General features: G+C 53.4%; 24 protein-coding genes. 8 read left to right on the top strand and 16 right to left on the bottom strand.

The genetic code is table 11. The features are described from left to right. Positions 1-369 precede the first annotated feature (369 nt). Complete coding sequence (locus BMZ79_RS25615) at positions 370-1,551, top strand: cytochrome P450 (protein WP_256253125.1); 1,182 nt, start codon at positions 370-372, stop codon at positions 1,549-1,551. Between the two features lie 116 nt (positions 1,552-1,667). Here the strand turns inward: BMZ79_RS25615 and BMZ79_RS25610 are convergent, their stop codons facing one another. Next, on the bottom strand, positions 1,668-1,874 hold the full coding sequence (locus tag BMZ79_RS25610; RefSeq protein WP_090645781.1) for a hypothetical protein: 207 nt from the start codon (positions 1,872-1,874) through the stop codon (positions 1,668-1,670). 139 nt (positions 1,875-2,013) lie between these two features. Next, positions 2,014-3,783 (bottom strand): chloride channel protein, encoded by a 1,770-nt coding sequence (locus BMZ79_RS25605; protein WP_218154789.1) that lies wholly within the window; start codon positions 3,781-3,783, stop codon positions 2,014-2,016. Positions 3,784-3,921: 138 nt separating this feature from the next. Between BMZ79_RS25605 and BMZ79_RS25600 the strand changes: the two genes are divergently transcribed. Then, a complete protein-coding gene (locus tag BMZ79_RS25600) occupies positions 3,922-4,326 on the top strand; it encodes a MarR family winged helix-turn-helix transcriptional regulator (RefSeq protein ID WP_090645776.1) in 405 nt (134 codons plus the stop codon). Between the two features lie 95 nt (positions 4,327-4,421). Then, a complete protein-coding gene (locus tag BMZ79_RS25595; RefSeq protein WP_177222338.1) occupies positions 4,422-5,288 on the top strand; it encodes an MBL fold metallo-hydrolase in 867 nt (288 codons plus the stop codon). Here BMZ79_RS25595 and BMZ79_RS25590 read toward each other — a convergent pair. The 13 genes from BMZ79_RS25590 to BMZ79_RS25530 form a co-directional block, all read right to left on the bottom strand. Continuing rightward, a complete protein-coding gene (locus BMZ79_RS25590) occupies positions 5,282-5,740 on the bottom strand; it encodes a DinB family protein (RefSeq protein WP_256253124.1) in 459 nt (152 codons plus the stop codon). The genes BMZ79_RS25595 and BMZ79_RS25590 overlap by 7 nt on opposite strands. A 322-nt stretch (positions 5,741-6,062) precedes the next feature. Further along, complete coding sequence (locus BMZ79_RS25585; RefSeq protein ID WP_177222337.1) at positions 6,063-7,190, bottom strand: alpha/beta fold hydrolase; 1,128 nt, start codon at positions 7,188-7,190, stop codon at positions 6,063-6,065. A 370-nt stretch (positions 7,191-7,560) separates the two neighbouring features. Then, positions 7,561-8,934, bottom strand: a complete 1,374-nt coding sequence (locus tag BMZ79_RS25580; protein WP_090645768.1) for an ABC transporter substrate-binding protein — start codon at positions 8,932-8,934, stop codon at positions 7,561-7,563. Between the two features lie 164 nt (positions 8,935-9,098). After that, a complete protein-coding gene (locus BMZ79_RS25575) occupies positions 9,099-9,962 on the bottom strand; it encodes a carbohydrate ABC transporter permease (RefSeq protein ID WP_090645767.1) in 864 nt (287 codons plus the stop codon). 12 nt (positions 9,963-9,974) lie between these two features. After that, the gene (locus BMZ79_RS25570; protein WP_256253123.1) at positions 9,975-10,871 is read right to left on the bottom strand and encodes a carbohydrate ABC transporter permease; all 897 of its coding nucleotides are present in this window, start codon (positions 10,869-10,871) and stop codon (positions 9,975-9,977) included. Between the two features lie 11 nt (positions 10,872-10,882). After that, positions 10,883-12,163, bottom strand: a complete 1,281-nt coding sequence (locus BMZ79_RS25565) for a glycoside hydrolase family 125 protein (protein WP_090645764.1) — start codon at positions 12,161-12,163, stop codon at positions 10,883-10,885. 288 nt (positions 12,164-12,451) lie between these two features. Then, positions 12,452-13,570: a GntR family transcriptional regulator gene (locus tag BMZ79_RS25560; protein ID WP_090645762.1), complete on the bottom strand. Its 1,119-nt coding sequence runs from the start codon at positions 13,568-13,570 to the stop codon at positions 12,452-12,454. Positions 13,571-13,939: 369 nt separating this feature from the next. After that, positions 13,940-14,548: a TetR/AcrR family transcriptional regulator gene (locus tag BMZ79_RS25555; protein ID WP_090645760.1), complete on the bottom strand. Its 609-nt coding sequence runs from the start codon at positions 14,546-14,548 to the stop codon at positions 13,940-13,942. A gap of 228 nt (positions 14,549-14,776) precedes the next feature. Next, complete coding sequence (locus BMZ79_RS25550) at positions 14,777-16,261, bottom strand: Lsa family ABC-F type ribosomal protection protein (RefSeq protein WP_090645757.1); 1,485 nt, start codon at positions 16,259-16,261, stop codon at positions 14,777-14,779. 294 nt (positions 16,262-16,555) lie between these two features. Further along, positions 16,556-16,984: an organic hydroperoxide resistance protein gene (locus tag BMZ79_RS25545; protein WP_090645755.1), complete on the bottom strand. Its 429-nt coding sequence runs from the start codon at positions 16,982-16,984 to the stop codon at positions 16,556-16,558. A gap of 506 nt (positions 16,985-17,490) precedes the next feature. Next, positions 17,491-17,730, bottom strand: a complete 240-nt coding sequence (locus BMZ79_RS35690) for a dihydrofolate reductase family protein (protein WP_371263802.1) — start codon at positions 17,728-17,730, stop codon at positions 17,491-17,493. Positions 17,731-17,733: 3 nt separating this feature from the next. Then, a complete protein-coding gene (locus tag BMZ79_RS35685; RefSeq protein ID WP_218154787.1) occupies positions 17,734-18,060 on the bottom strand; it encodes a dihydrofolate reductase family protein in 327 nt (108 codons plus the stop codon). A gap of 202 nt (positions 18,061-18,262) precedes the next feature. Then, positions 18,263-18,916, bottom strand: a complete 654-nt coding sequence (locus tag BMZ79_RS25530; RefSeq protein ID WP_090645751.1) for an alpha/beta hydrolase — start codon at positions 18,914-18,916, stop codon at positions 18,263-18,265. Positions 18,917-19,360: 444 nt separating this feature from the next. On the opposite strand from BMZ79_RS25530, the gene BMZ79_RS25525 reads away from it, so the two are divergent. Further along, positions 19,361-20,128 (top strand): SDR family oxidoreductase, encoded by a 768-nt coding sequence (locus tag BMZ79_RS25525; protein WP_090645748.1) that lies wholly within the window; start codon positions 19,361-19,363, stop codon positions 20,126-20,128. 863 nt (positions 20,129-20,991) lie between these two features. Here the strand turns inward: BMZ79_RS25525 and BMZ79_RS25520 are convergent. Continuing rightward, on the bottom strand, positions 20,992-21,474 hold the full coding sequence (locus BMZ79_RS25520) for a DinB family protein (protein WP_090645746.1): 483 nt from the start codon (positions 21,472-21,474) through the stop codon (positions 20,992-20,994). Positions 21,475-21,870: 396 nt separating this feature from the next. Here BMZ79_RS25520 and BMZ79_RS25515 point away from each other — a divergent pair, with 396 nt between their 5' ends. The 4 genes from BMZ79_RS25515 (at position 21,871) to BMZ79_RS25500 (ending at position 25,419) form a co-directional block, all read left to right on the top strand. Next, positions 21,871-22,512, top strand: coding sequence for a GntR family transcriptional regulator (locus tag BMZ79_RS25515; RefSeq protein ID WP_090645743.1), 642 nt, complete (start codon positions 21,871-21,873; stop codon positions 22,510-22,512). 176 nt (positions 22,513-22,688) lie between these two features. Next, positions 22,689-23,507, top strand: a complete 819-nt coding sequence (locus BMZ79_RS25510; protein ID WP_177222335.1) for a metallophosphoesterase family protein — start codon at positions 22,689-22,691, stop codon at positions 23,505-23,507. Positions 23,508-23,588: 81 nt separating this feature from the next. Beyond that, positions 23,589-24,518 carry an ABC transporter permease gene (locus BMZ79_RS25505; RefSeq protein WP_256253119.1) on the top strand — a complete coding sequence of 310 codons (930 nt, stop codon included), beginning with the start codon at positions 23,589-23,591 and terminating at the stop codon, positions 24,516-24,518. A 13-nt stretch (positions 24,519-24,531) separates the two neighbouring features. Continuing rightward, positions 24,532-25,419 (top strand): carbohydrate ABC transporter permease, encoded by an 888-nt coding sequence (locus tag BMZ79_RS25500; RefSeq protein WP_090645737.1) that lies wholly within the window; start codon positions 24,532-24,534, stop codon positions 25,417-25,419. The last annotated feature ends 28 nt before the right edge of the window (positions 25,420-25,447 follow it).

The raw sequence follows: 25,447 nt of genomic DNA, 5'->3' as shown, positions 1-25,447 counted from the left end.
ACGCTTCTTATGGCGTAGGTTCTTGTCAACCCACACTGGAGGTGGCGGCAATGCAGAACCACGAACGCGGCAAAATGTTTAGCGGCAAGGCTGCCACTCGATCCTGCGACAGCCTAACTGCGCTCTTGTTTCCCGTTAGCGCAGCAACCTTCGCTAATTCAACACAATTCCGAACCCCGTACGCATAAGGACAACGGAAACCAAACCTAAGATAATTCCCTCCATTTTACCATATGCAGGAATCAGGAGGGATAGGGCCTTCATGGACTTGGTTAAACCATCGAACCTACCTCACCGTCAACCGGATCGTTTGTGTCTTCCACATTTTGGCGTTATGATCATAGTAAGCCATTTTGAAAGGGTGTGTCGATGATGACCAATCTGCTATCCCCCGAATTTCTTTTAAATCCGTATCCCGTGTACGAGGCCTTCAGAAGGAATCAACCGGTCGCGTACATGGAACCGCTTCAGTTGTGGTCGGTCTTTACCTACGATCACGTGAAAACCGTCCTCTCCGATCATTCCCGGTTTTCCTCACGGCCAAGCGCGCCGTCCAGAGATGCCGATTCGCACAAACAGTCCGAGGGGTTTGGCCTCATCAATATGGATCCTCCGAGGCATAGCGACCTGCGTTCGCTGGTCAACCGCGCATTTACCCCGAAGGCCGTCGCCGCTCTTGAGCCAAGAATTACGCAGATCGCCGACGAGCTCCTGGACGTCGTCATTCCCGACGGGGAGATCGATCTGATCCGGGATTTTGCTTACCCGCTGCCCGTTATCGTCATAGCCGAACTGATGGGAATCCCCGCCATCGATCGGGAGCGCTTCAAGGCTTGGTCGGACGAAATCGTCGCGAGCGCCGATGCCGTCATCGGAGGTCAACATACGTCCGGGCAGGCCCATATGGAGATGAACGACTATTTTAGGGGCATTATCGCGCAGCGCCGGCGCGACCCGCAGAACGATTTGATCAGCGCGCTGCTGGCCGCTGAGGAGGGATCCTCGCACCTGACGGAATCGGAAGTCCTGTCCTTCTGCCGCCTGCTGCTGGTCGCCGGCAACGAGACGACCACTAATCTGATCGGGAATGCCGTCCAGACGCTGCTGGAGCATCCGGACGAGTGGAAGAAGCTTCAGACCAACCCGAATTTGTTGGGAAGCGCGATCGAAGAAGTACTCCGCTTCCGTTCGCCGGTGCAAGCGATGTTCCGTATGACCAAAGAGGACGTGGAGCTTGGAGGACATACGATCCCGCAGGGGACCCGGGTCGTGGCTTGGATCGGCTCGGCCAATCGGGATGAAGCCAAGTTCGACGATTCCGCGCGTTTCGAGATCGCCAGAGAATCCAATCAGCACTTGGCCTTCGGCCAAGGCATCCATTTCTGTCTCGGTGCCCCGCTCGCCCGGCTGGAGGCGAAGGTCGCGCTGATGGCGATCATGAGCCGGCTGCCCGGACTCGTCAGAGAGAACGACGATCGGCTCGAACCCGCGCGCGGTTTCATCGTCCATGGCGTCAAAAGCTTGCCGCTTCGCTTCGCCGCCCGAGGATAAGTTACTTCCGCCTGCCCGTTAGGTCAGCGACGGTAGCCGATCGTTCCGAGGTCGGCTGCCGTCGTGTCATGATTGAGCTAAAGCGTCCCGCTAAGTCAACGATCACATTGCCCGTCCTACTTCCGTTTTTCGTTCTTCCAGCCAACTAAACCAATGGCGATGATGGGCAAAACAACCGACAGCCCCCGAAAAAATCCCGGCCAGTTCAACCCATGCGGCTCCCCGACTGGTCCAGTTTGCGGACGTAAAGGAAGAAGTAATACAATGATTTGTCCGATAAGCAAGACGATGCCACCAACCAAGGCTAATTGGTACTTTTTCATTCACGGCTTCCCCTTTTATTCATTGATGCAAACTTCTTTCTCCCAATATTTTACTCTCGCGAAACGAGTTTGATGCGCTAAGCTGCCCGTTAGCGCATCGACGGCCGGCCGAAGGATCTCGCTTCGGCAACGACGAAGCCTATTCTCCTTCTCGCTCGGCTTCCCGCGTAGAATGAATCGCTAGTTTCCGCCAACCGACAAGCCGGCGCATCCAGGACAAGGTTAAATACCGTTCGCGGATGTACTCTTCGTCTGCCGTTCGATCACGTATCCCGAGCAGCATCGATGCGGTCACGATCCCCTTCGGACGATGCTCCTCGTCGACCACCGCGAGCAATTGCTCCGGAACCGCCAGCAGCATCGTTAACGCTTCGGACGCCGTCTGCCGGCTCGCGATCGTCGTCAAGGACCCCGCGCAATGATTGCCAAGTCTAGCATAGGGGGCGCGCCCGCTGTACACCCATTTCCAAAGCTCGGCTTGCTTGATATACCCGATCAATCGGTCTTCTGCGGAGACGACGAGGAACCCATCCGCCGGGGCAGCCTCTCCCGCCTGGCGCCGAATCAGTTCCGAGAAGGTCATCTTCTCCGACACGAGGACTGGCGGTTCAAGCGCAAGTTCCGCCAACGTATACAATGCTAACGGGTCGATGCTGTAATCCCGGGTGATAAGCCGGTTTCGGCGCGCGATTTTCTCCGTCAAGATGGAGCGCGAAAGCGCGAGCGCCGATACTCCATAGGCCAGCATGCACGCGATGGTAAGCGGCAGAAGCATTTGCATGTCGTGCGTAAGCTCCAGCAAAAACAAGATCGCCGTGAACGGAGACCGCGTTACGCCCGCAAATACGGCCGCCATTCCCAGGATCGACCAGACCGCGGGATCCGGGGCGTGAAACAATATCCCCATCGCTTCACCCAAGGTCCCGCCAATGATTAGGACGGGAGCCAAAATGCCCCCGGATGTGCCGGAACCGAGCGCTACGACCCAAACGATCGTTTTGACGATTAGAATTTTAAGCGCAAGCGCGAGCGCGACATGCCCGATCGCTAACCCTTGTATTGTGTCATACCCTACGCCAAGAACCTGCGGCACGACAAAACCGCCCAATCCGACCGCCAGCCCTCCGATGGCCGGCCAATACATCCAATGCAAAGGCAGCTTGGCGAACCAATCTTCCGATTTGTAGATTAGTTTGGTTAAGAGATACGCAATTGCAGGTCCCACGATGCCGAACAGCAACCCGACGGCCATGCCTTGCGCATTCAGTAACGGCTGGGCAGCGGAAGGAAAAATCGCTCCCCCTCCCAAGATGCCGATCCGGATAAAATCGGCCGATCCGCTGGCAAGCGCAATCGGCATGACGCTTCGCGGTCTCATCTCGAAAGCAAGCAGCTCGGTCACGAATAACACGGAGGCTATCGGAGCATTGAACGTGGCGCACATCCCCGCCGCCGCCCCGGCCAGCAGCAGGATTTTGCGTTCCGCCGCGGACAGATACAGAAACTGACCCATGACCGATCCGATGGATCCGCCTGTCATAATGATCGGCCCTTCCGCGCCGAACGGGCCTCCGCTGCCGATCGAAATGGCCGCGGAGACCGGTTTTAATACGGCAACTTTGGGCGCAATGACGCTCTTGCCGATCAGAATCGCCTCCATCGCTTCGGGGATGCCATGTCCGCGAATTTTGTCCGAACCGAAGCGTGCCATCAAGCCGATCAGCAACCCTCCGATTACCGGGACGACGATGATGCCCCATCCGAGCTGGTTGGGGTACGCTTTCACGAATTGGAAGGAAACGCGATGATAGATGAAGAGGTTCGTAAACAAGCCGATCATTTCGGTCAGCGCCACCGCCGTCAACGCGCCGGCACCGCCTACGATGACCGCGAGGAAGGAAAGGTACAATACCCGGGGCGTTATGGTAAAATCGGATAAAGAACGGGAACGCAGCTTATTCAATCCGTTTCTCCCCCATGATCATGTTGACATGATCCCGAAATTTATATCGCATTGAGATATAACTACGCGAAGGAGAATGTCCGTATGCCGAAACAAGCGTTGCCCAAATCCGTGTATGAGCAATTGGCCGAGTTTAGATACACGTTACGCAAATTCATCCACTTTAGCGAATGCGCGGCCCGCGAAATGGGACTTACTCCGCAACAGCACCAACTGCTGCTGGCTATTCAAGGCTATCCGGGCCGCGATTATGCGACGATCTCCGAGCTGGCCGAGCGGCTTCAAGTCACTCATCATGCCTGCGTGGGTTTGGCGACCCGCTGCGGACAAAGCGAGCTTGTAGCCCGGCGCCCGAATCCGGACGACGCGCGAAGCGTCCATCTAACGCTGACGCCCAAGGGGCTGGAGCTGCTGGAGCGGCTGTCGGCCGTTCATCTTCAGCAGATTCAAGACCTCCAGCTTATCATGCCGTCGCCGCCGAACGCATAATCGCTTCTGGCGGCCACCTTCGGCGCCCGCCCGCAGCTTATGCGGCTCACGCAAGGCGAAGTAAAAGGAAAGCGCGCTTCCGAAAGACTGATCTTGTGAAGGAACTGAGCGAATTAATGGCCAAAGAATTCTCCACCACCCAAGTCCGTGCGCCGTATACGCGGCCGATGACGGCCAAGGACTTCGAACCATCCGAAAATACGTCTATCTGGTGGCTCTCGAGCGCCGGGTTTCTCATCCAGTCCCACGGAACCTTGCTTATGATCGATCCCGTTATTTCCATGCAGGCCGGCTCCGACGAGAATTGCGAACTGGGACATCGCTTGTTGGTCCCGCTGCCGATCGAAGCGGCAGACGTCCCGCGTTTAGATGCGATTCTCTACACGCATAAGGATGACGATCACTTGGGCCCGGTTACGGCTTCGGCTTTAATCCGGACCGGGGGATTGTACGCGGGGCCGGCTATCGTGGTGCAGGAATTGGAGCGGTTAGGGGTCCCTTCAAGCCAGGCACGGGCCTTCCGAATCGGCGAGAGCTTCCGTATCGGAAAGGTTGAAATCACGCTGACGCGAGCCGATCATGCCTATCCAAGCCAGCATCCCTACGGTCCCGAGGACTGCTGCGGCTTCTTCATCCGCACCCCGGACGGGACGATCTGGTGCACGGGGGATACCCGGCTGCTGGCCGAGCATATGCAAATGAGCGGGGTCGACGTCCTGCTGCTCGATGTATCGGACGATCCTTATCATTTCGGCGTCGAGAATGCCGTCAAACTCGCGAATCGCCTTGAGCAGGCGGCTATCATCCCGCACCACTACGGAACCTATCACGGGCCTGAGATGCTGCCGTTCAACGGCGATCCGAACAAGCTCGCTCCGCATATTACCCGTTCGGAGAACCGGTATCGCATCTTGGCTCCCGGGGAGCGATACGTGCTGAAAAAAACGAATGACGTTCAATGATGCTGCAATTGTTTTTTGAGCAGCATGATTTGACCAATATGATACGCATTATGCAGGCATAAATTAGATACGACGCCCCACCAAGGAGCGTTGAAATAAGAAGCGATCCCGGTCGTGAGCTTCGATTCCCCGCTTTCCTCGAGCGCCGTATCCCAACGCCTGAATACGCGATCCAATCTTTGCAGGGTTCGCGTCCATTCGGCATCGTTCACGGTGTTGGGATCCACATGAAACGTATCGTCGTTGTTCATTGAACTCGTCAGTTCAAATTGTTCGCTCTCGAATCTCTCCAGCCATCGCTCATTCCAAAAAATAAGGTGATTCACGATTGCCCAGATGGATGAATTGCCGGCATCCTCCCTTGCGGCTTGCTCCGCATTCAGGTCCATCAGTATTTCGTGAAGCGGAATAAACCAGCTTTTATCGTGATAACAAGCGTTGATTTGATCCATGAGAATCGATTTAAAACTCACCCTGGCACCTCGCTTCCTGCCATTTGATATAGGCTCCAATCAATGATTTGTACTCCATCTGTATTCGCCTTTGGGGTAAATTTACCTTCATCGTACGATCGCCGCCATTCGGCTTCACACCGCTGAGAGCGCTAACGGGATAGCTGACTCGTGTTGCGAACGCAAAAACACCTCCAAGCCGTCCACCGGTTCGTTCGACCTGGCGATTTCGCTTGAAGGTGTTTTCATTCGTGGACGGGTTCGGCATGAAGAACCTTATCGTCAGCGGCTTAACGCCGCCGCTCGCGACTGCGGGGACGATTTACCCGAGAAACGCTTTGAACAGCTTAATGGCGGCTTGCGGGTTCTCCTCCATAATCCAATGTCCGGTTTTCTCCAGCTTCACCGTCTTGGAATTCGGCGCATGCTCGGTCAAGAACTGCTCCAGCATGCCGTAACCGGATACGCCGGCGATGCCGAGCGCGGGCACGGACAGCGGCTTGTACGTTTTAAACGTTTCGATATCTTCCCTGAACGTCTTGTACCACTCGTTCCCGGCGCGAAGCGCGTCGGGCCGGGAATAGGCCGCGAGGTAAACCTCGCGCTCCTTCTTGCTGAGCGCATCCTTGGTGTAGCCCATATAATCGTAGATCCAGTTATAAACGAGGTCCAACTGGTTGCCCTGCAGCATCTGCTCCGACAAGCCCGGAATGGTATTGACGGCAAACCACCAGTAGAACTTCGCGCGTTCGGGGTTGCTTTCGTCGTACACGCCCGGCGGCGGCAAAATCGGGATTTTCAGAAAGTTCTCGTTCGGATGCGAAGCGTCCATCAGCACGACTTTCTTCGTGGCTTGCGGGTAATTGGCCGCATACGCGTACGCGATCGTCGCGCCGATGTCATGCCCGGCGATGTTGATGCTCTTGTATCCGAGCGATTTGGCCAATTCATGAATGTCCGTCGCCATCGTCTTCTTGTCATAGCCCGATTGCGGCTTGTCCGAGCTGCCCATGCCGCGGTATTCCACGACATAAACATGATAGCTCTTGGCCAGCTCCGGCATCAGGTTGCGGAACGAATACCAAGTTACGGGCCAGCCCGGGAGAAGGAACAGCGGCTCGCCCTTCCCGCCCTCGACGTAGTGAAGCTTGACGCCGTTTGCTTCCTTATAGCCGTTCTTGAAGCCCGGAAGTTCTTTGACCAGCTCCTCGTCGGAGTACGCTTTGGCCGGCGTTGGCTTGTCGGCCGTTGACTTGTCGTCCATGGGCTTGTCTGCCGTTGGCTTGCCTGCAGTGGTTAACGCCACGGTTTTGGGCTGGATTTCGGCGGCGCGCTCCCCGTCTTGTTGATCGCCGGTTTGCGAGCAGGCGGAAAGCAAAAGCAGCATAATGGACGCGAACAGCAGGATTGCCGCGTATTTGGCCGGCCGTCTCGTTTGGTTTCCAAACATCGTATTCCCTCCTAATAAGGTTTCGTCTCGTGCTTGCACCTTGATCTTACCAAGGATGACGGGATGCCAAATCTGTGAAAGGTCATGAATACGCACCAAAAAAAGCATCGCCTTCGGTCATTGCGCATGACCATTTTCATGCGCAATGCCAAAAGTAATGCCTTCCGTGCCCCGATTGAACGGCGACGGCGCCATCGGCACGCAGGACCAATTCTCGGCGCGAACATTTTCGGGTTCCGGCGGAGCGTCGCGCCGGCAACTTCTTTATTGTAACCCTAGATCATGCGAATGCTTCGCACAACGAAAAAAACCTCCGGCAGCACCGCAAACGTTTGCGGTTTCGCCGGAGGCTTAACGAGGATGATGTCGCTTAAGGAGCGGCAATGACAGCGTTGATATTTTTCTCGAGCTTCTTCAGGTTGTCGACCGGCTGCTTGCCGTCGATCACGGCCTTAAAGGTGCTATCGATGAACTTTTGCGCCTTTGCGGACCACGGCTCCATGAAGCGGACCGGCGTCTTCGTCTCAGCCTTAAGCATATAATCGAGCGTTTCCGCCATTTCCGGATGGCCGGCTTCCTTCAGCTTGTTGTAGTATGGCTGCGCGGACGGCTGGTACGTCGGCGGTGCGACCGGGAATTTCGGCAGCACTTCCTCATACATTTCCGTCGCCACGAATTTAATCAGCTTATAGACGGCTTCCGGATGCTTGATCTTCGCCGGGCTTGCGAAGCCGATGGCATCGTACGTCGCGACGGGCTTGTCCACGATCGGGCTCGGCACATAGCCCCATTCCAGATCCTTGGCATTGCGGATGAAATCGTCCGCGTACCATTGACCCGCCTGCAACAACGGCACTTTGCCTTCTTTGAACAAGTTCGCGTAGTTGTCCGTGTTTTGGCTGAATGGCGCAATGCTGCCGTCGGCAACGCCGTCACGGTACAGGTTGACGGCTTCCTCGAATTTCGGGCTCACGGTCACCGTCTTGGCATCGGTAATGGAGTCCGCGAAAGGCGCGTCGCCGGCGGAAGCCGCGTAATTGGACAAGCCGAACGGATCGTTCATTTGCTGCAGATAAAGACCGAAGTTCTGTCCTTTTTTCGCGAGCTTCTTCGCATCGTCCAGCATTTCGGCATACGTCCAGCCGACCTTCGGCTCCGCTACGCCGGCATCCTGAAGCAGCTTCTTATTGTAGAACACGCCGTACGTGTTCATCAGGCCGGGGATTCCGTACAGCTTCCCGTTGACCAACCAGTTCGGGATAATGCCGGGATAAAAGCTGTCAAAAAACGTCTTATCGCTATCCATCATGGATGACCAGTCGTACAGCTGTCCGTTCTTGCCGGAAATCAGTTCGGTGTCGTTGCCGCTCATAAATACATCCGGCGCCTTATCGATCGCAATGAGGGAATTAATCTTCGTCGTGTAATCCGTCAACGGCGTCGGCAGCACTTCGACCTTGATCCCGGGGTTCTCGGATTCGAAGGACTTAAGCGCATCTTGAATAGCGGCGGTCATTTCTTTGCCTTCCCATGTCATCATGGTCAATTTGACTTCCTCGCCGCCATCGGCCGCGCCTGCGTTCGAACCGTCATTCGCTCCCGTGCTTCCGCCCGCCGTATTTCCCGATCCCGCGTTCGTTCCGCCGTTGCCGCCGTTGTTATCGTTGCTGCCGCACCCTGCCAAGACGCCGGCTGCGCATACGACCGTCAGCAGCATTGCCGACCATTTCATGACCTGTTTCATGTTCTCGATGACCTCCTTGAATGTGCAAGTCGTTTTTTGTCAACCAAGCGCCTTCTTGTGTTCTGTCTCTTGAAAGCGTATACGTTTCTCTCCGTTCGGGCCTATTGCGGCGCCGCCTATCCCAGACTCGACTCCCCCTTCACCTCCTCCGCTTGATAAACCGGTTATTTCAAGCCCGAATTGTTGAGCGAGCCAAGCCCTTGCATGAAGTATTTCTGAGCGGCAAAAAACAGGATGAGCAAGGGCAGCATGTAGAGCAGATTGACGGCCATGAAGTGATTCCACGTCGTGCCGTAGGAACCGCTGAAGGAGGCCACCGCGACGGATAACGGCCATTTCTTCTGATCCTGGAGGTACACGAGCGGCTGCAAATATTCATTCCAGGACCCTTGAAAGCTGAGGATGATCATGGTAACGACAAGCGGAATGCTCGCCGGTACGATAACCCGCGTCATGATTTGAAAATGATTCGCCCCGTCGATCTTCGCGGCCTCGTCGTACGAATAAGGAATCGCGCTGTAAAATTGACGGCAGAGGAAGATGAAGAACGGATTGCCGAAGAACGCCGGAATCAGGATCGGCCACCATGTATTGAAGAGCCCGATTTTGGCAAATACATAAAAGACCGGAATGAGGCTGACGATCGAGGGCAGCATCATGCTCCCGATAAAGAAGTAAAACCAAAGCTTCCGACCCGGAAACGGAATCCGGGCGATGCCGTAACCGATAAACAGCGAACTGATGACCTGGCCGATGGTGACGGTAACGGAAATCGCGAGACTGTTTAGAAAAACGCGGCCTAAATCGATTTCCTTGGCGCCATTGACGAAGTTGTTGAAGTGGAACTCATGCGGAAACCATTCAGGCGGTACCTTGAACATGCCGCCGCTGCCTTCCAGCGCAATGGTGATCATCCATAGGACGGGATAGATCATCGAGACCGACAAGATAAGAAGAAACGCAAACCGAATGATCTGCCCGACTCTTCTCGTGCTTGGGCTGCCCGCGGCCAAATTCGCTCCGCTCATGCTGCTCCCTCCTTATTTTGATTCGTTTTCATAATAAACAAAGCTGCTGGAGGACTTGAAGGCGATGATCGTGAACAGGATGATGAGCACGAACAGCACCCACACTTGCGCGATCGCGTAGCCGAAATCTTGTCCCTGGAACGCGTTCTTGTAAATACTGAAGTTCAGCAGCATCGTGGAGAAATCCGGACCGCCGTCTTTCGTCAGGATGGCTGGCTGCACGAAGGTCTGAAACGAGCCGATCATGCCCGTAATGAGCTGCAGGAACAAGGTCGGCGTGATTAACGGAATCGTAACATTGAAGAAGATGCGGAACTTGCTTGCCCCGTCGATCTCGGCCGCCTCGTAGACGTCCGTCGGTACCGACTGCAGCCCCCCGAGGAAAATGATCATGTTCGAGCCGACTCCCCACAAGGCCAGCACGACGAGCGACAACAGGGCCGTATGCGAATCGGTCAGCCATTCGACCGGTTTTAGGCCGAGCGCCTTCAGCACATTGTTCGCAAGCCCGAACTGCGGCTCGTAGACGAACAGCCATAACGTCGAGGTCGCGACGATCGGCAGCACGACCGGGAGGTAGAACAGCGTGCGGAAAATCTTGATGCCGGGCAAATTCCGGTTCAGCAGCATCGCAAGCCCCAAGCCGAGCGCGAGGCCAAGCGGCACGCTGATGAGCGCGTACAGGATCGTCGCCTTCAGCCCGGGCCAGAAGGTCGGATCCATCGTGAACATGTACTTGTAATTCTGCAGCCCGACGTAAGTCGGCGTATCGAATCCGCTCCACTTGGTCATCGAGAAATAAATCGACGAGAGCAACGGATAGGCGACGAAGAACAGGAACCCGAGAATGCCGGGAAGGATGAACAGATACCCTATAAAGCCGTCCCTTTGCCAGATCGAACGTTTCACGCCTGCACCTCCTAATCGATGTTCTGTTCGTTCACCCAATCGGCAAGGAATTGGCCGAATAGGCTATTTGCCCAAGCGAACCATGGGCGCGTATACGTCTCCGGCCGATCAGGGTCGAAGCTTTCATGCATGTAATCGGTGCCTGCTGTCGTCTGGGCCAGCATGTCCACGATGTCGCGCTTCTCGGCCGCATCGGTCGAAGTAAGGCCTTGCACGATCAGCCCGATATGCCAGACATACCCGAGCGGCGTATGGGGACTCCCGACGCCTCGCGCGAATCGCCCTTCGGCATAATAGGGATTGTCCTTGCTCAGTATGAAGGCGCGCGTCCGCTTGTAGGTTTCGTCATCCGCCGGGCGGTAGCCTAAATACGGGATGGATAACAGACTCGGCACGTTAGCATCGTCCATCAGGTTGTAATTGCCGAAACCGTCGGTTTCATAAGCATAAATGCGTCCATAGCGCGGGTGGTCGACAACGCCATAGGTCTCGATGCCGAATTCGACGTCCTTCTTCAACCGGAGCGCGTCCGCCGCCAGCGTCGCGTCGCCGTAAGCCGCAATCGCGAACTCGGCGATATGGCCCAGCACGACGGCGGCAAACATATTCGAGGGAATCAGGTAGCCGAATTTGCACGCGTCGTCGCTCGGACGGAAAGCGGACCAGATCATTCCGGTGAAATTAACTTTCGTGCCGCGTCCTCCGAACGGCAGCGTATCCGACGGCAGCAAGATATCTTCCCGTTCGAACCGGTACGTTGATAATTCCTCATGACGCTGCTCGGTCGACATCGTGTCGACGATCCGCCTTAACATCCAATGGAACGCCGGCGTGAAGACGGTGACGTCGCCTGTTGCATCGTAATAGTCTTTACATAGCTGAACGGGGTAGCATAACGAGTCGAGCTCGTATTTGCGCTCCCAAATCCATGGCCCCATCTTGGTGGCATCGCTTTGATGCCCGTTCCCATTCGCTTCGCGATTGAAAGCGTTTGCGTAAGGGTCAATCGCTAGGTAGGCCGCTTGCCGTTCAATCGTTCCTCTGAACATGGCGGCAAGTTCATCGTCTTTCCCGGCCAATCGCGCATAGGGGCGGATTTGCGCCGACGAATCGCGGAGCCACATCGCCGGAATGTCCCCCGTAATGATGAACGTCGTACCGTCATGTAATCGTTCGACTGTCGTGTCGAGGGTATTCGGATAGCACTGCTTAAACGTTTGAACCATTTCGGGACGCACCCGAGCCAATTTCGAGGCCGTTTCTTCGATATAGGCGGCCAAAGACGAATTCATGCCGTATCCTCCTTAGGTGTGCTTGGCAGCCGCTCGGGGTTACGAAACCACGTTGCGTTTGCCGCTCCTTTACTCGTCTAGGAAGTTAACTCATAACGAAGTATATTATACCAATATAAAGTATGTCAACATTACTTTTATGCCTATATGCCAATTTACTTAAATAATCCATATGTCATATCGTTCTCTTCGATGGCTCGAATCATCTGTAAAACGCACATAAAAAAGCGGGTTCCGCGTTTTATCGCAGACCCGCTTACCGTTTGCGTTTTCGAATGGTATAACCAATTATACCGCGAGCGTATAGTCAATAATCGTTTGCCGCGGCAGCAATTCCCCCTGCCACAATCTGCTCAGCAGCTCCACGGCCCGTGCGCCCATCACTTCTTCGTTCTGGCGAATATGCGGGAATTGCGGTCCGTCAAAGTCATCGCTCAGATAGTCGAAGCAGGCAATCTCGTAATCCTCCGGTACCCGTTTTCCCATTCGTTCGATCTCCCGTTTCAATACCCGCGCCAAATTATATTCGCAGGCTACGAACGCCTTCGTACCCGGATGCGCGGACATGTACGCGCGAAGCTGCTGCTGGTCGACCTGGATATTATCGCTTTCGAACGATTTCGGCAGCGAGCTGAACAAGTTCGTGACGAAGTGATCGGGATTCAATCCGATTCCGCGCTTAATGAAGGCGTTGGAGAACCCCTTCAACCGGTCCTCCAGCGTCGTCGTGTTTTCGGCAGGCGTGGACAACAGCGCAACCTCGCGATGTCCCTTATCGATTAGATAGTCAGTCAACTCTTCGCATGCTTTCTCATTGTCCGTATGGACGGAGCAGGCCGGGATTCCTCGCATATAGCGATCTACGAGGACAACGGGGAAGTCATCGATGACGGCCCGCAATAGTTCCGTGCTGTAATGCTCGCCATGGACCGGAAACACGATCAGCCCGTCCACGCCTGCGTGAATAAGCGACTGAATCGCCTTTTCTTCCGCCTCCTGCTTGTCGTACGTCAGCTTGATCAGCATATGGCAGCCGAGTTCGGAAGCCTTCTCCTCGATGGCCCGAAACAGTCGAATGCCGTAAGATTCCGAGATGTCCGGCAGCAATACGCCGATGACCCTCGTTTGCCGGACCGGAGCCGGATTGTCCGCTTTGGGGGTAGCCTGCTTTGACTGCGAGTCAGGCTTGGACATCGCGCTTACGAAGGAGCCCTTCCCGCGCATGCGCGTGATCAACCCGTCGTTAGCAAGACCCTCGAGCGCTTTCTTGGTCGTGATTCGGCTCACATTGAACCGCTCGGCCAGCTCCATTTCCGATGGGACGCGCTCTCCCTCTTTCAGCCTTCCGGACGTAATCTGGTCGTGCACGTAGCCGTAGATCTGTTCGTATAATGGCAGTTGCGACATACCCTGGTTCCCTCCGGGTTTAAATGATATACCAACAGTACCATTTATACCATAATCCCGCAAGCTTAAACGTTGTAACGCAGGGGACGGCCGCAAACCTGCGTTTTTACCGGATGAAGCTGATCTTGGCGCTACGAATGTCAATCGGGTAAGGTTGACGCAAGCCTTTCATGGAGGGCGATCGCCCCCGATCGTTACCGGAGGCGATCGCTGCATGATAAGCTCAATGAATCGGGAGGTCGGACAGCAGCGATAAGTCGCTGCCCGCGCAATCGGCCGACCGGCTGACTTCTTCCCATTCGGCTGCGTCCTTTGCGAGTTAGTAATGACTACGTCCTCACTCATGTATGAATTGAAAAAATAGCACGTCTATTTGCGTGCAATAGCACCCCACAACGCCTGCCAACCCAAAGCTTTGTATTGGTCGAGCTTGATTTCGTCACCGAGGGCAGCCTGGAGAACCATATCGGCGAGCGCATTAATCAGGCCGCTCATAAAAGGAAGGGGCTGCTCTCGAAGAACGCCGGTCTTGAAGCCTTCTTCAATCACGTCTTGCAGGTTGTCGAACAACGCTTCGCCGACATCCTTATTCGAATCGGTGATTCGCTCCGAAACGCCGAGCTGCCGCAACGCCTTCCGCTTATCCGGGTAGGTTGCTCCCCAATCAATAAAATCCGTCCAGAGAGATCTGATTTTCCCCTGAATATCCGCATGAATCGGATAATCAATCATCAGAAATCCCATTAAATCCGATTTTAACTCCACAAACAGCTGATTCAGCAAGTCGTCCTTGGTCGGAAAGTAGACGAATAACGTCCCCTCCGCAACCCCTGCTTTCTTGGCGATCTTGATCGTCGATGCGGCAGCTCCGGACGTTGCCACCTCTTCCGTTGCGGCAGTTAATAATCTTTTTCGTTTCTCTTCGCTAAGGGGCCGGGCCATAAGATAACCTCTTTTCAATTCAATGAGTGAGAACATACTCAATATAAACGATGGTTTGATCTCTCAAACGCTCTGGCTATGAGTAATCGTGCTGCCGGGCCATCATTCATTGCGCTGGACTGGACGCGAAGCCGATACCACCTGCTTCGTGGCAGCCCAGCGGCTATTGGGTTGCGCGAACCGTCCCTCTCATCGGCGAGCGGTTCGCTCCGTCATCTACGATCTCATCCAACATCGTATCCATTCCTTTCGCGCGAGTATGCCTTAGCCCTTCAGCTCGACCGTTTTTGTCGCGATCTTCCCGGTGAATTCAATGTCATGTTCCACGAAAATCAGGGTAGGCTGATGCTCAAGCAACAATTCCTCGATCTGCATCCGGGAGATCACGTCTATGAAGTTAAGCGGTTCATCCCATACATGCAGATGAGCTTCTTCGCAAAGGCTTTTGGCGATCAAGACCTTCTTCTTCTGGCCTCCGCTGAACAAGGACATGTCTTTCTCGAACTGCAGGCGGGAGAAATCGAGCTTGCGCAAAATCGCCTTAAACAGGCTCTCATCGATTCCCTCGTCCCGGGCATACCCCGACAAGTCTCCTCTTAAATGCGACGTATCCTGGGAGACATAGGAGATTCGCAGCCCGCTGCCTTTATGGAAAGCGCCGGTGTACGGAATAGGTTCGCCAAGGATCAGCTTAAGCAGGCTCGATTTTCCCGATCCGTTCGGCCCGGTCAAGGCAATCCGCTCTCCCTGGTTAATGGCGAAGCTGACGTCCCGGCAAACCGTTTTGCCGTCATAGCGTATAGCCACATGGTCCAGCTCAACCAGCTGGGACTTGGGATACGCCAGCTGCGACATTTGCAGGCTCTCTGAAGTTTCGATGTTCTTGAGCAGCTTGGATTTCTCCTCGATCGCGGATTGCTGCCGCTGCTCGATCGACTTCGAGCGTTTCATCATTTTGGCGGCTTTATGCCCGATATACCCTTTGTCTACCTTGGAACCGGAATTGCGCGTTCCGTTTTTGCTTTTCTCCACCTCATGCGACCATTGGCCGGTTCTTTTGGAGGCGTCGGACAGCCGTTTGATGTCTTTGACGAGTTTTTCGTTCTCGTTCAGCTCAAACTGATCCTGCAGGTGTTTGTTGGCCCACCAGCTGGAGAACGTTCCCTTCTGAATGTCGATATTGGTTTTATTGATCGACAGAATATGGTCCACGCAATGGTCGAGGAACGCCCGGTCGTGCGACACCAAAATAAACCCTTTCTTACCGTTTAAATAGTGGCTGACCAGCTTTCTGGCGCGCACATCCAAGTGGTTGGTCGGTTCGTCGATCAGCAGGAAGTGATTTTCCTTCAGAAACAAGGCGGCTAGCTGCACCTTCGTTTGCTCTCCGTTTGATAACGTGTTATACGGCCGGTACAGCGCGTCTTCGGCTACTTTGAGCAAGGATAGCTCGCGCTCCAGCCGCCAAAGCTCATAATCCGGGTAAATGTCGCTTACGACCTCCACGGTCAGCTGTTCCGGATCCTTGACGGGGAAAGGGAAGTAATCGAAGCTGACCGGGGTCGAGATGGTTCCGCTGTATTCCAATTGACCGAGGAGCAGCTTCATAAACGTCGTTTTGCCGCGCCCGTTTCGGCCCGTGAACCCCAGTTTCCAATCGGTGTCGATCTGGAAGCTGACCTTCTCGAAAATGTTGTCATAGCTGCCTTCATACGCAAAGGTCAGGTTGGATACTTGAATCGTTGACATGGTTTTCCCTCCTGTCGCTGAAACTAAAATGAGCTGCAAGAAAGTTACTTTTCTCGCAGCTCAAAAATATACGTCAGGACAGCCCTTGCGGAGGGCTGAAGGAGGTATATGAAAGAGTGAAAGAATAAGTAACTTTCCCGCGGCGATAACGAACAAAACAACGCATAAATCAGCTTTGTTTTATCCCTTAAGACCGGCAAGAAATATTACATTATTCAATCACTCCAATCGTTAAATTTGGTGTCATCATAACACAGGGGCCAAGGCGTTTCAATAGCCGTTTAAGGAGAAGCCTTACCCAACGACGTTCGAGACGACCTCGATATTGCCGCGCGTCGCTCTCGCGTAAGGGCATACGTTATGCGCTTCGTCGACGATTTCTTGGGCGACGCTGCGATCGACGCCTTTAATCGTGACATCGAACGCCACGGCCAACACGTAGCCGTCGTTCGCATCCTTGCCGAGCGTTACGTTTGAAACAATGGAAACCCCTTCGGATTTGATCTTTTTCGTTCGCATGATCGTACCCATTGCGCCTTCAAAGCAAGCCGCGAATCCTGCCGCGAACAATTGCTCGGGATTCGTGCCGCCGCCATTGCCGCCTAATTCCTTCGGAAACCGCAAATCCACGTTCAGGTTGTCATCGGTGGACACCGCTTTGCCTTCTCTTCCGCCTTGAACGTTTACCGTGGCTGTATACAGTTTCTTTTCGATTTTATCCATTTTCGCATGCACTCCTCTTCGTCATCGCTAATCCGATTGCGGACACGACTTTAAGGTTTTCCTTCGCGTTGATTCCTATGCTTGGGAAACGGAATAACTTACTGCGGGATGATCAGCAGCAATCCAGGTCATATCCGTACTCCTCAATCCATTTTCCATAAGCCTCCACCATTTCTTTCAATCGGGTGTACGCACTCGTTAATCGATCCATCAAAAAATTGCGCAGCATTGGCCCCATATCCCTTCTACACAAGATGTTTTCGGACATAAACGCCATGGATGAGCTCTTCATGCACGGACCGATGGGTTCCGTTTGTTGTTGCACCTTGATCTTACCAAGGATGACGGCGTGCCAAATCCGTTAAAGGTCATGAATGCGCAACAAAAAAAGCATCGCTTTCGATCATTGCGCATGACCATTTTCATGCGCAATGCCAAAAGTAATGCTTCCCGTCACGCGTCATCGTATGAGAGCGCTCGTTAGCGGAACGCTTCGTACGGCGCGGTTATTTCACCAGCTCATAGCGGGTCGCGATAATGCCCGAGTCGAGCGTTCGGCTGGACAGCAGCTTGAGCTTGACTTTCTCGACGGCGCCGTCGAATGCCGATTTGCCGCTGCCCAGGACGACCGGACATATCGTCAGCAGGAATTCGTCGATCAGACCGAGCTCAAGCAGCGTCTTCGCGGCCCCGTGGCTGCCGAAGATCACGAGATTCTTGCCAGGCTGCTCCTTGAGCGCCTTAATTTCCTATGCGATATTGTCCTTGATCAGCATCGTATTGTTCCATTCCGCCTTGTCCATCGTGCCGGAAATGACGATCTTCTTCACAGCCTGCAGCCATTTCGCATGCTCCATGTCGTGCTTCGACGCATTCGGATCCTCCAGCACCGTCGGCCAGTAGCTCTCCATGAGCCGATACGTCGTACGCCCGTAAACGGGAGAGCCGACTTCGGCTACGACCACCTCGGCGTATCGCTCGAATTCCTCGTTGTACGGAATCCAATCCAGTCCGCCGTTCGAATCCGACGCATACCCATCCAGCGACACATGCATGAACAATACGAGTTTTCTCATGTCCGTTTCTCCTTCGGTTTCGAATGCAGCTTGGTCGATTTTTTGGCCGTTGCCCTCGGTGTTTTGTCCTGCAGTTACGTTCACTATACAGCCTTACGTTACGTAAGGTTCAAGGGGAAATCTGAATTGTTTTGCAAACGACGATGTTGCGCAAAACTGTCCGTCAGCATAACGACGGCCGCCGGCGAATCATACGGCGCAGTTATCGTCCAAACGCCCATGCCACCATCAGCGGGAACTCCGCACGCCACATCCGATCGTCGTGTGCCGCCACCCGCTCCCGCATTTCCACGTCCGCACCCGACTCGCGCAGCGCAGCTGCCCATCGGCTCGCGTTATCGAGGAAAAACGGCTCAAGCGTACCGGCAACGAGATACGCGCGCGGAATCGAACCCGGCATCACGTCAGGTGGTTGGTAACCTCCGCCCGGCGAAGCGCAGAAGATCGCACCGAAGATGTCCGGGTGCCGAAGGCCGACGGCGAGCGAGAGCTCTCCACCCGCGGACACACCGAACACGGCGGTGCGTTCGGTAGGTAGCGTGACTTCGAAACGCGATCGGACCCATGCGTGAACGTCCTCGACGAAGAACTTCTCGTGTGCCGCGAATCGCTCCGGGCTAAAGCCTGGCGAGTATTCATGGAGCCGCAGCGTCTCATCGGCCAATCGGTGCACGCCAATGATCATCGTGGACGGCGCGCCGGCCTCCTCGAGGATTCCGCCCCACTGCGAGATCAACTGACCATCGCCGGCAAACACGAATGCTTGGGGCGGGTCCGGAGGGATATACACCGTAACTTGCCGACCGGCATCATATTCGAGCGTCTCCGTCACGAGTTTTCCCGCGATGAATGACATTGTCATTCGCTCCTCTCATAGCTGCCGCTAGCAGCAGGTTTCATCTGATGTCTTATTTACATGCTTCTCTTCCGCTTTCCCCAGGCCTTCCACTGCCGCTGCGGATTGCAAACTACGCCATCGTTCATTGATAGCGTAAATTCATCATGCTTAATGAATTCACTAAACCTGGTCGACTCTCCTCTGGCTAAATCGTATTCGGTCTGATTTATTATTCCGCTGGTAAAGCGCCTTCCGGTTCATCCAAGCAATCCGACTCCATGCTTGCGCCACCGTTTTTCCTTCGCTCCTGCACCATCATGTCACGAATTTTTTCACATCGTCGTTTTATGTTGGAGCGCGATGAACAATAGAAGACACAACGTATGCATGACATGCAACTCACAAGATTATTTAAAATGTCGATACTTTCGCATCATGTAAACAACAACTAGGAGGTTCAACATGAAAATCGTCGTTATGGGCGGCAGCGGTCTTATCGGAAAACAGCTGGTGGCGAATCTTCGTGAGCTTCGTCATGAGGTAGTAGCAGCATCGCCTTCTCTGGGAGGAATCAACTCCGTAACCGGCGAGGGACTGGCTGAGGCGCTTAGCGGCGCGCAGGTTGTCGTCGACGTGACGAATTCGCCATCATTCGAAGACATCGCCGTATTGGAATTCTTCGAGACTTCTACGCGAAATCTTCTTGCCGCTGAAGCCGCTGCCGGAGTGGGACATCATGTTGCGCTATCGGTCGTAGGGTCCGACGGACTTCTCGAAAGCGGTTATTTCCGTGCGAAGATGGCCCAAGAAGCATTGATCAAATCTTCCAAGGTGCCCTATACGCTCGTTCACTCCACGCAATTCTACGAGTACGCCGGCAACATCGCCGATGTAGCGACTGACTGGGAAACCGTCCGGCTCCCGTCCGCTTTCGTTCAGCCGATCTCTTCTCACGACCTTGCCGCTGCGATCGTCGACTTCGCGGTCGGGGCGCCAAAATACGGCATCGTCGAAGTGGCTGGGCCGGAACGGATGCGAATGGACGAATTCATCGGTCGCTTCTTAAGCGCGAATCAGGACAATCGTCAAGTAATCGTCGATGACAACGGCCACTATTTCGGCGCCAGATTGAACGAACTGTCTCTCGTACCGGACGACAGCAACGCGCGTATCACTTCAACGCGTTACGAGGATTGGCTCAGCCGTTCTCAGGTGCTTGGTCACTCATAATTGTATCTTCCATCAGCACCGCAGCTATCATAAGCGACAGTCTGTCTTTTAAATAAAAAGGGCAACTGATGTTCAGGTCAGTTGCCCTTTCCTCTTGATCCACAAAGTCGTAAGCTTTATCAACCGCATTCATTCCGAACGACGTGACGCCGAATTCCTTCTAGATTTGGTTGAGGAGAATGCCGCATAGTTGGTCAGGAGTTGAAAATAACGGTGTATGGAAAAATTTGATTTATTCGGCCTTCCTATGCTGTACTTACCGATGAAAAACGATAGCCGCAATATCGACATTACAGTAGACGCCTAATAACGAATCGTATCTTGACTGAACCCTGTCCGTTGCACAATGTCTGAGATCGTAAATGTCTCCATACTCCGCTCCTCTCTACAAGCCGGTTATCCGGTAGCCGGCTGGTTTACATGCATTCTATACCTTGGAGTATACTCAAGGTCAAGTAGCGTATAATCTCCAACCCTGTCTGCGAGCTCCAAGATACATTCCCATGACCAAGCTGCCGGCCGCATGGGCTAATTCACGTTTCGGACAGACTTTTTTTTCAGAACTATCGTGTCCCGTTAGCGTAATCGAGCATGTCATTCAAAAGGACCGAATTGCTATTTGCCCAAATCGGTTCTGATTATCGATTTCTTTCTCCTGTACAAAAAGCCGATCGGATTCCGATCGGCGAATCAATTCATTATCGTAATCCGTTTGCATTCCTGGATAACGATTATTTCAGAGTTTTGAAATAAAACGAGCGCTTTGGTACGATCCTCACAGACAAAAGAGCCGCCCAAGAAAGCTACTGCTTCTTCGGACAGCCCCTCGACTTCAATCATGTACTTTTTTGAACGGTTGGAGATTACATGCCAAACGTAACCGATTCGTCACGTGCAGGTCCGTAGACTCCAGGTACCTTGAGCCCGGCCTGGCGCATGAGGACAGTGATTTGTCCACGGTGGTGAACAATATGTTTGATGAGCATCGATAGTAATACTGCCCGTGGCAACTCCATCCCGAACACCTTGACGCTTTCTTTCAACATCGAATCTGTCCATTGTGCTCGTACTCCGTCAACGGTATCGGCACTAACTTTCCGGAATTTGTCGGCGATTTCCGCAGCTGATGACGGAGCGCCGGGTGGTAACGTCTCGACCGTCAGCCCAGACGCTGAAAGCAATCCAGGAGTACTCCGAGCGATGTGAAATGCAATTCTCCCTAAGGTACGGTCTTCTGGTGAAACTTGCTGTTGGAGTGAGGCGTCCGTTAATGCATCCAACACTTTCTGCGTTGAGGCCGCTTCGTTGTTCCACTCCATAATAAATTCTTGAATGGTGTTGTACATATTAATCCTCCTCGTACTGTGGATTTTACGCTCCCAATTGCATGCCCATTTGAGAACGTCACTGCACTTTCAATTATGACGTAAGTTCCGATGCGTGTAATCCATTTTTTTGCCGGTTAACCCTCCCACATCTCACTGAGTCTACGCTCCGACAATCCTTCATTCCACACAAATCCAGTATATGAATGGGACAGCTGGGGTTCCCGTTACGATAAACAGTTCGTAATTTACATAAAATTAATACCAAATTAACATCCGACTTACATGCAAGAACGATAATCCTTGTACATGGTTAAGTATTATTTTCCCCTACGCCGTATCCGGATTTTCCCTCGGCCTTCGGCGATGCCGATTTAATTTACTACGAAGATTTTTCGAATAAAGGAGCTTCTAATCATGTCCGATTTGCCATTGGTAGACATCGCCTACCGCTATATTCGCCAAAAACTTTTGAACGGTGATTACTTGCCGGGAACCCTGCTTTCAGAAAATGAACTTGCGACAGAACTGAACATGAGCCGGACGCCGATTCGCGATGCCATGGCCGTTTTGTCGCGGGAAGGCTTTGTCGAAACGCTTAAGAAGCGCGGCATCCTTGTTAAAGGCATCAATATTAAGGAAATGTACGACATGTTTGACTTCATGACAGCGCTGTATGTTTACGTGCTGGATACAGTGGAGCCTCAACAATATGAAGAAGTTCTACCGACAATGAAACAATATTTGGACAACCTTGTTGCGGCAAGCGAGCAGAAACTTTACCGGGAGTATTATGAGAACGGTCTCATGTTTGTTCGAACGCTCCTTACGACGGCACATAATCATTGTTTCCTGCAGACATTTGATATGTATATGGACAAAATTGTATATTTTGTCGTACTGTACCGTGCCGTCAACGCCCCGAGCCGCCCTTATACAAGCAAAAAATTGTACCTTGAAGTTTACCGCCATCTGTCTGAAGGCAATATTTCGGACGCAAAACAAGCGTTTGTAGAGTCAACGCGAAACAACCGCGAAGAGCTGGTGCGATTCATGTAGTCGAAAATAAACCTCGAGGCAGGACCGTTCCTAGTAAGGGCGGTCTTTTGTCACTTCCTCCCTCATCCTGCTGCACTGCCCCACCTTTACAAAACCGTTAAACCCCATTAACACTCTTCTTACATACAAGATTCATAATCATGTATGTAAGGACTTGATGAATGGAGGGACACAATATGGAAACTATTCAATTCGTTCATATGACGGATACTCACATGAATGCGCCAGGCCGAGACCTGTGGGACGTAAGCATGACAGAAAAGGCAAAGCGAATATTTCAAGACGTGAAAGCTTCCGGTTACAAGCCTGCTTTTGTTGTCATTACCGGCGATCTTGCGCAAGAAGGCAATTTGGAGGATTACGCCTATATTCGCAAGCTGGTGGACGAAGGCTCGGCGCTCGTTGGCGCGCCCGTCTATGTCACGCTTGGCAACCATGACCATCGTTCTCCTTTCCGTGCAGGCTACCTGGGCGAGGCGCCTTCCGAAGGACCGTATTACTACTCGACGACAGTCGGCGGCTTGCGTCTCATCGGGCTTACCTCCCAAGTGCCGGGCGAGGAAACCGGTTTTGGTTTCATCGACCAAAAGCAATTGGACTTTCTCGCCGAAGAACTGAAAACAACGGCGCCGCAAGGTACCGTGATCGCCTTTCACCATCCCATGCTGAAGATCGTCGATATAGCGGCCAAGTATAACTTGACGAATGCGGAAGAAGTCAGCGCCGTCCTCAAAACCGGACGAGATATTGTCGGCGTCTTCGCCGGCCACGTCCACTCGAACAACATTGGGCACTATGACGGCATTCTCAATGTAGCCGCAGCCGGGTCTACTTATGTCGGGAGGAGAATCGGGGACGGCCTAATCGGAGGTCACAACTTCTGCAGCTATAACCTCGTCACTGTGACGAACCTTCAGGCTACGGTTCAGACGATTATTCTGCCCACCTCAAACGAAGAATTTTTCCGCGTAGATATGACGTATTTCGCAGACTAGCATGGAAGGAATAGAGCTGCTGCACCTCGCACATGCGCGGCAGCGCAGCCAATCCGTAAGCATGAAGAAGGGAAAATCAAAATGAAGCTGCTAGCCGGCAAAAGGGCGGGAAAAGCCCGGCGATACGGAGTATTAGGACTCATGATGGTACCGGGTCTTCTCTACCTCCTGATCAACAATTACCTGCCGATGTTCGGCGTCATCATTGCGTTCAAGGACTTTAACTATACCAAGGGCATCTTCGGCAGCAGCTGGATCGGGTTCAAGAACTTCGAGTATTTGTTCAAGACGTCCGATGCGCTCCTGATCACCCGAAACACCATTCTATATAATGCCGCCTTCATCTGCTTGAACATGGTCGTGCCGGTGGGCGTGGCAATTCTGCTGAATGAAGTCCGGAAACGGTGGCTATCGCGCGTTTATCAGACGCTTATCCTGCTTCCCTATCTGATCTCGATGATTATTGTCGGTTACCTCGTCTTCGCGATGCTCAGCGCGGATACCGGTTTCCTGAACAAAACCATTCTTCCAATGCTCGGCTTGCCGGAAATCTCCTGGTACAGCGAGCCTCGCTATTGGCCCTATATTCTGACTGCCGTTCATATCTGGATCAGCGCGGGCTCCTTGAGCGTGATCTATTTGGCCTCGATTATCGGCATCGACCCCGAGTATTACGAGGCGGCGATGATAGACGGGGCCAGCAAGTGGCAGCAGATTAAGCGCATCACGGTTCCGCTGCTGGTGCCGGTCATCACGATTATGACGCTGCTGCAGATCGGCCGCATCTTCTACTCCGACTTCGGCCTGTTCTACCAGGTGCCATTGAATGCGGGTGCGCTGCAGTCGACGACCAACGTCATCGATACGTATGTCTACCGCTCCCTGATGACGCTCGGCGATGTCGGCATGTCCTCGGCTGCCGGTGTGTACCAATCGCTTGTCGGCTTCGTACTGGTGCTGGCATCCAACTTCGTCGTCAGAAAACTGAACAAAGATCATGCTTTATTTTAAGAAGGTGGCTCGCATGAAAACGAAAAACTCCATCTGGCAATGGTTCGTGCACATCGTGCTGCTCGTCATTTCAGCCTGTTGCCTTCTTCCGTTCCTATTGCTGTTCATCACATCCGTTACGGACGAGCAGTCGATTCTTCATCACGGTTATTCCTTTTTTCCAAAGTCCTTTAGCCTGGCGGCCTATCGTTATTTAGGGCACGATCTCAGCCGGATTCTGCATGCGTATGGTATTACGATCGCCATTACGCTTATCGGAACCGTTGCCGGTCTGATCATTACGGCGCTGCTGGCCTACCCGCTATCGCGAAAGGATATGCCCTTCAGCAGGTTCTGGTCGTTTGTCGTGTTCTTCACGATGCTGCTTAATGGCGGGCTAGTGCCGCAATATCTGGTCTACACGCAGCTGTTCGAGCTGAAGAACACGCTGCTTGGCCTAATCGTGCCGGGACTGCTGATGAATGCCTTCTATGTGATGATGATGCGCACGTTTTTCGCGACGTCCATTCCGGCTCCGGTGATCGAGTCGGCTGCTATTGACGGGGCCGGTGAATGCCGGACGTTCGTTCAGATCGTGCTGCCCTTGTCAATGCCGATTCTGGCGACCGTCGGACTGTTCCAGACGATACATTATTGGAACGATTGGTTTAACGGCATGATTTATATTACCGACAGCAAGCTGTACAGTCTGCAAAATCTGCTGAACCGCATTTTGCTCGACTTCGAATTCCTGACCAGCAGCAATTTCGCCGGGAATACGGGCGATATGTTCGCGGATGTCCCGAAGGAGACGGTGCGCATGGCGATGGCGGTTATCGGGATCGTTCCGATTCTGATCGCATATCCGTTCTTCCAGCGCTATTTCGTCAAGGGACTCACGATCGGCGCAGTCAAAGGGTAAGGCCATCTCCAGTTTCACACTGGTCGGC

Origin of the sequence: Paenibacillus sp. UNC496MF (genome assembly GCF_900113915.1) — a bacterium.
Classification (GTDB): domain Bacteria; phylum Bacillota; class Bacilli; order Paenibacillales; family Paenibacillaceae; genus Paenibacillus_Z; species Paenibacillus_Z artemisiicola.
Note: the sequence above shows the minus strand (reverse complement) of the source record. Positions and strands in the feature narration are given on the sequence as shown.

What these genes read in the sequence shown, in the direction of transcription:
- BMZ79_RS25610 (WP_090645781.1), bottom strand. Translation starts at nt 1,874, where the DNA reads ATGAAAAAGTACCAATTAGCCTTGGTTGGTGGCATCGTCTTGCTTATC.
- BMZ79_RS25515 (WP_090645743.1), top strand. Translation starts at nt 21,871, where the DNA reads ATGTCCGATTTGCCATTGGTAGACATCGCCTACCGCTATATTCGCCAA.
- BMZ79_RS25600 (WP_090645776.1), top strand. Translation starts at nt 3,922, where the DNA reads ATGCCGAAACAAGCGTTGCCCAAATCCGTGTATGAGCAATTGGCCGAG.
- BMZ79_RS25585 (WP_177222337.1), bottom strand. Translation starts at nt 7,190, where the DNA reads ATGTTTGGAAACCAAACGAGACGGCCGGCCAAATACGCGGCAATCCTG.
- BMZ79_RS25560 (WP_090645762.1), bottom strand. Translation starts at nt 13,570, where the DNA reads ATGTCGCAACTGCCATTATACGAACAGATCTACGGCTACGTGCACGAC.
- BMZ79_RS25545 (WP_090645755.1), bottom strand. Translation starts at nt 16,984, where the DNA reads ATGGATAAAATCGAAAAGAAACTGTATACAGCCACGGTAAACGTTCAA.
- BMZ79_RS25510 (WP_177222335.1), top strand. Translation starts at nt 22,689, where the DNA reads ATGGAAACTATTCAATTCGTTCATATGACGGATACTCACATGAATGCG.
- BMZ79_RS25565 (WP_090645764.1), bottom strand. Translation starts at nt 12,163, where the DNA reads ATGAATTCGTCTTTGGCCGCCTATATCGAAGAAACGGCCTCGAAATTG.
- BMZ79_RS25615 (WP_256253125.1), top strand. Translation starts at nt 370, where the DNA reads ATGATGACCAATCTGCTATCCCCCGAATTTCTTTTAAATCCGTATCCC.
- BMZ79_RS25590 (WP_256253124.1), bottom strand. Translation starts at nt 5,740, where the DNA reads ATGGATCAAATCAACGCTTGTTATCACGATAAAAGCTGGTTTATTCCG.
- BMZ79_RS25530 (WP_090645751.1), bottom strand. Translation starts at nt 18,916, where the DNA reads ATGTCATTCATCGCGGGAAAACTCGTGACGGAGACGCTCGAATATGAT.
- BMZ79_RS25550 (WP_090645757.1), bottom strand. Translation starts at nt 16,261, where the DNA reads ATGTCAACGATTCAAGTATCCAACCTGACCTTTGCGTATGAAGGCAGC.
- BMZ79_RS25555 (WP_090645760.1), bottom strand. Translation starts at nt 14,548, where the DNA reads ATGTTCTCACTCATTGAATTGAAAAGAGGTTATCTTATGGCCCGGCCC.
- BMZ79_RS25500 (WP_090645737.1), top strand. Translation starts at nt 24,532, where the DNA reads ATGAAAACGAAAAACTCCATCTGGCAATGGTTCGTGCACATCGTGCTG.
- BMZ79_RS35685 (WP_218154787.1), bottom strand. Translation starts at nt 18,060, where the DNA reads ATGAGAAAACTCGTATTGTTCATGCATGTGTCGCTGGATGGGTATGCG.
- BMZ79_RS25505 (WP_256253119.1), top strand. Translation starts at nt 23,589, where the DNA reads ATGAAGCTGCTAGCCGGCAAAAGGGCGGGAAAAGCCCGGCGATACGGA.
- BMZ79_RS25580 (WP_090645768.1), bottom strand. Translation starts at nt 8,934, where the DNA reads ATGAAACAGGTCATGAAATGGTCGGCAATGCTGCTGACGGTCGTATGC.
- BMZ79_RS25575 (WP_090645767.1), bottom strand. Translation starts at nt 9,962, where the DNA reads ATGAGCGGAGCGAATTTGGCCGCGGGCAGCCCAAGCACGAGAAGAGTC.
- BMZ79_RS25525 (WP_090645748.1), top strand. Translation starts at nt 19,361, where the DNA reads ATGAAAATCGTCGTTATGGGCGGCAGCGGTCTTATCGGAAAACAGCTG.
- BMZ79_RS25520 (WP_090645746.1), bottom strand. Translation starts at nt 21,474, where the DNA reads ATGTACAACACCATTCAAGAATTTATTATGGAGTGGAACAACGAAGCG.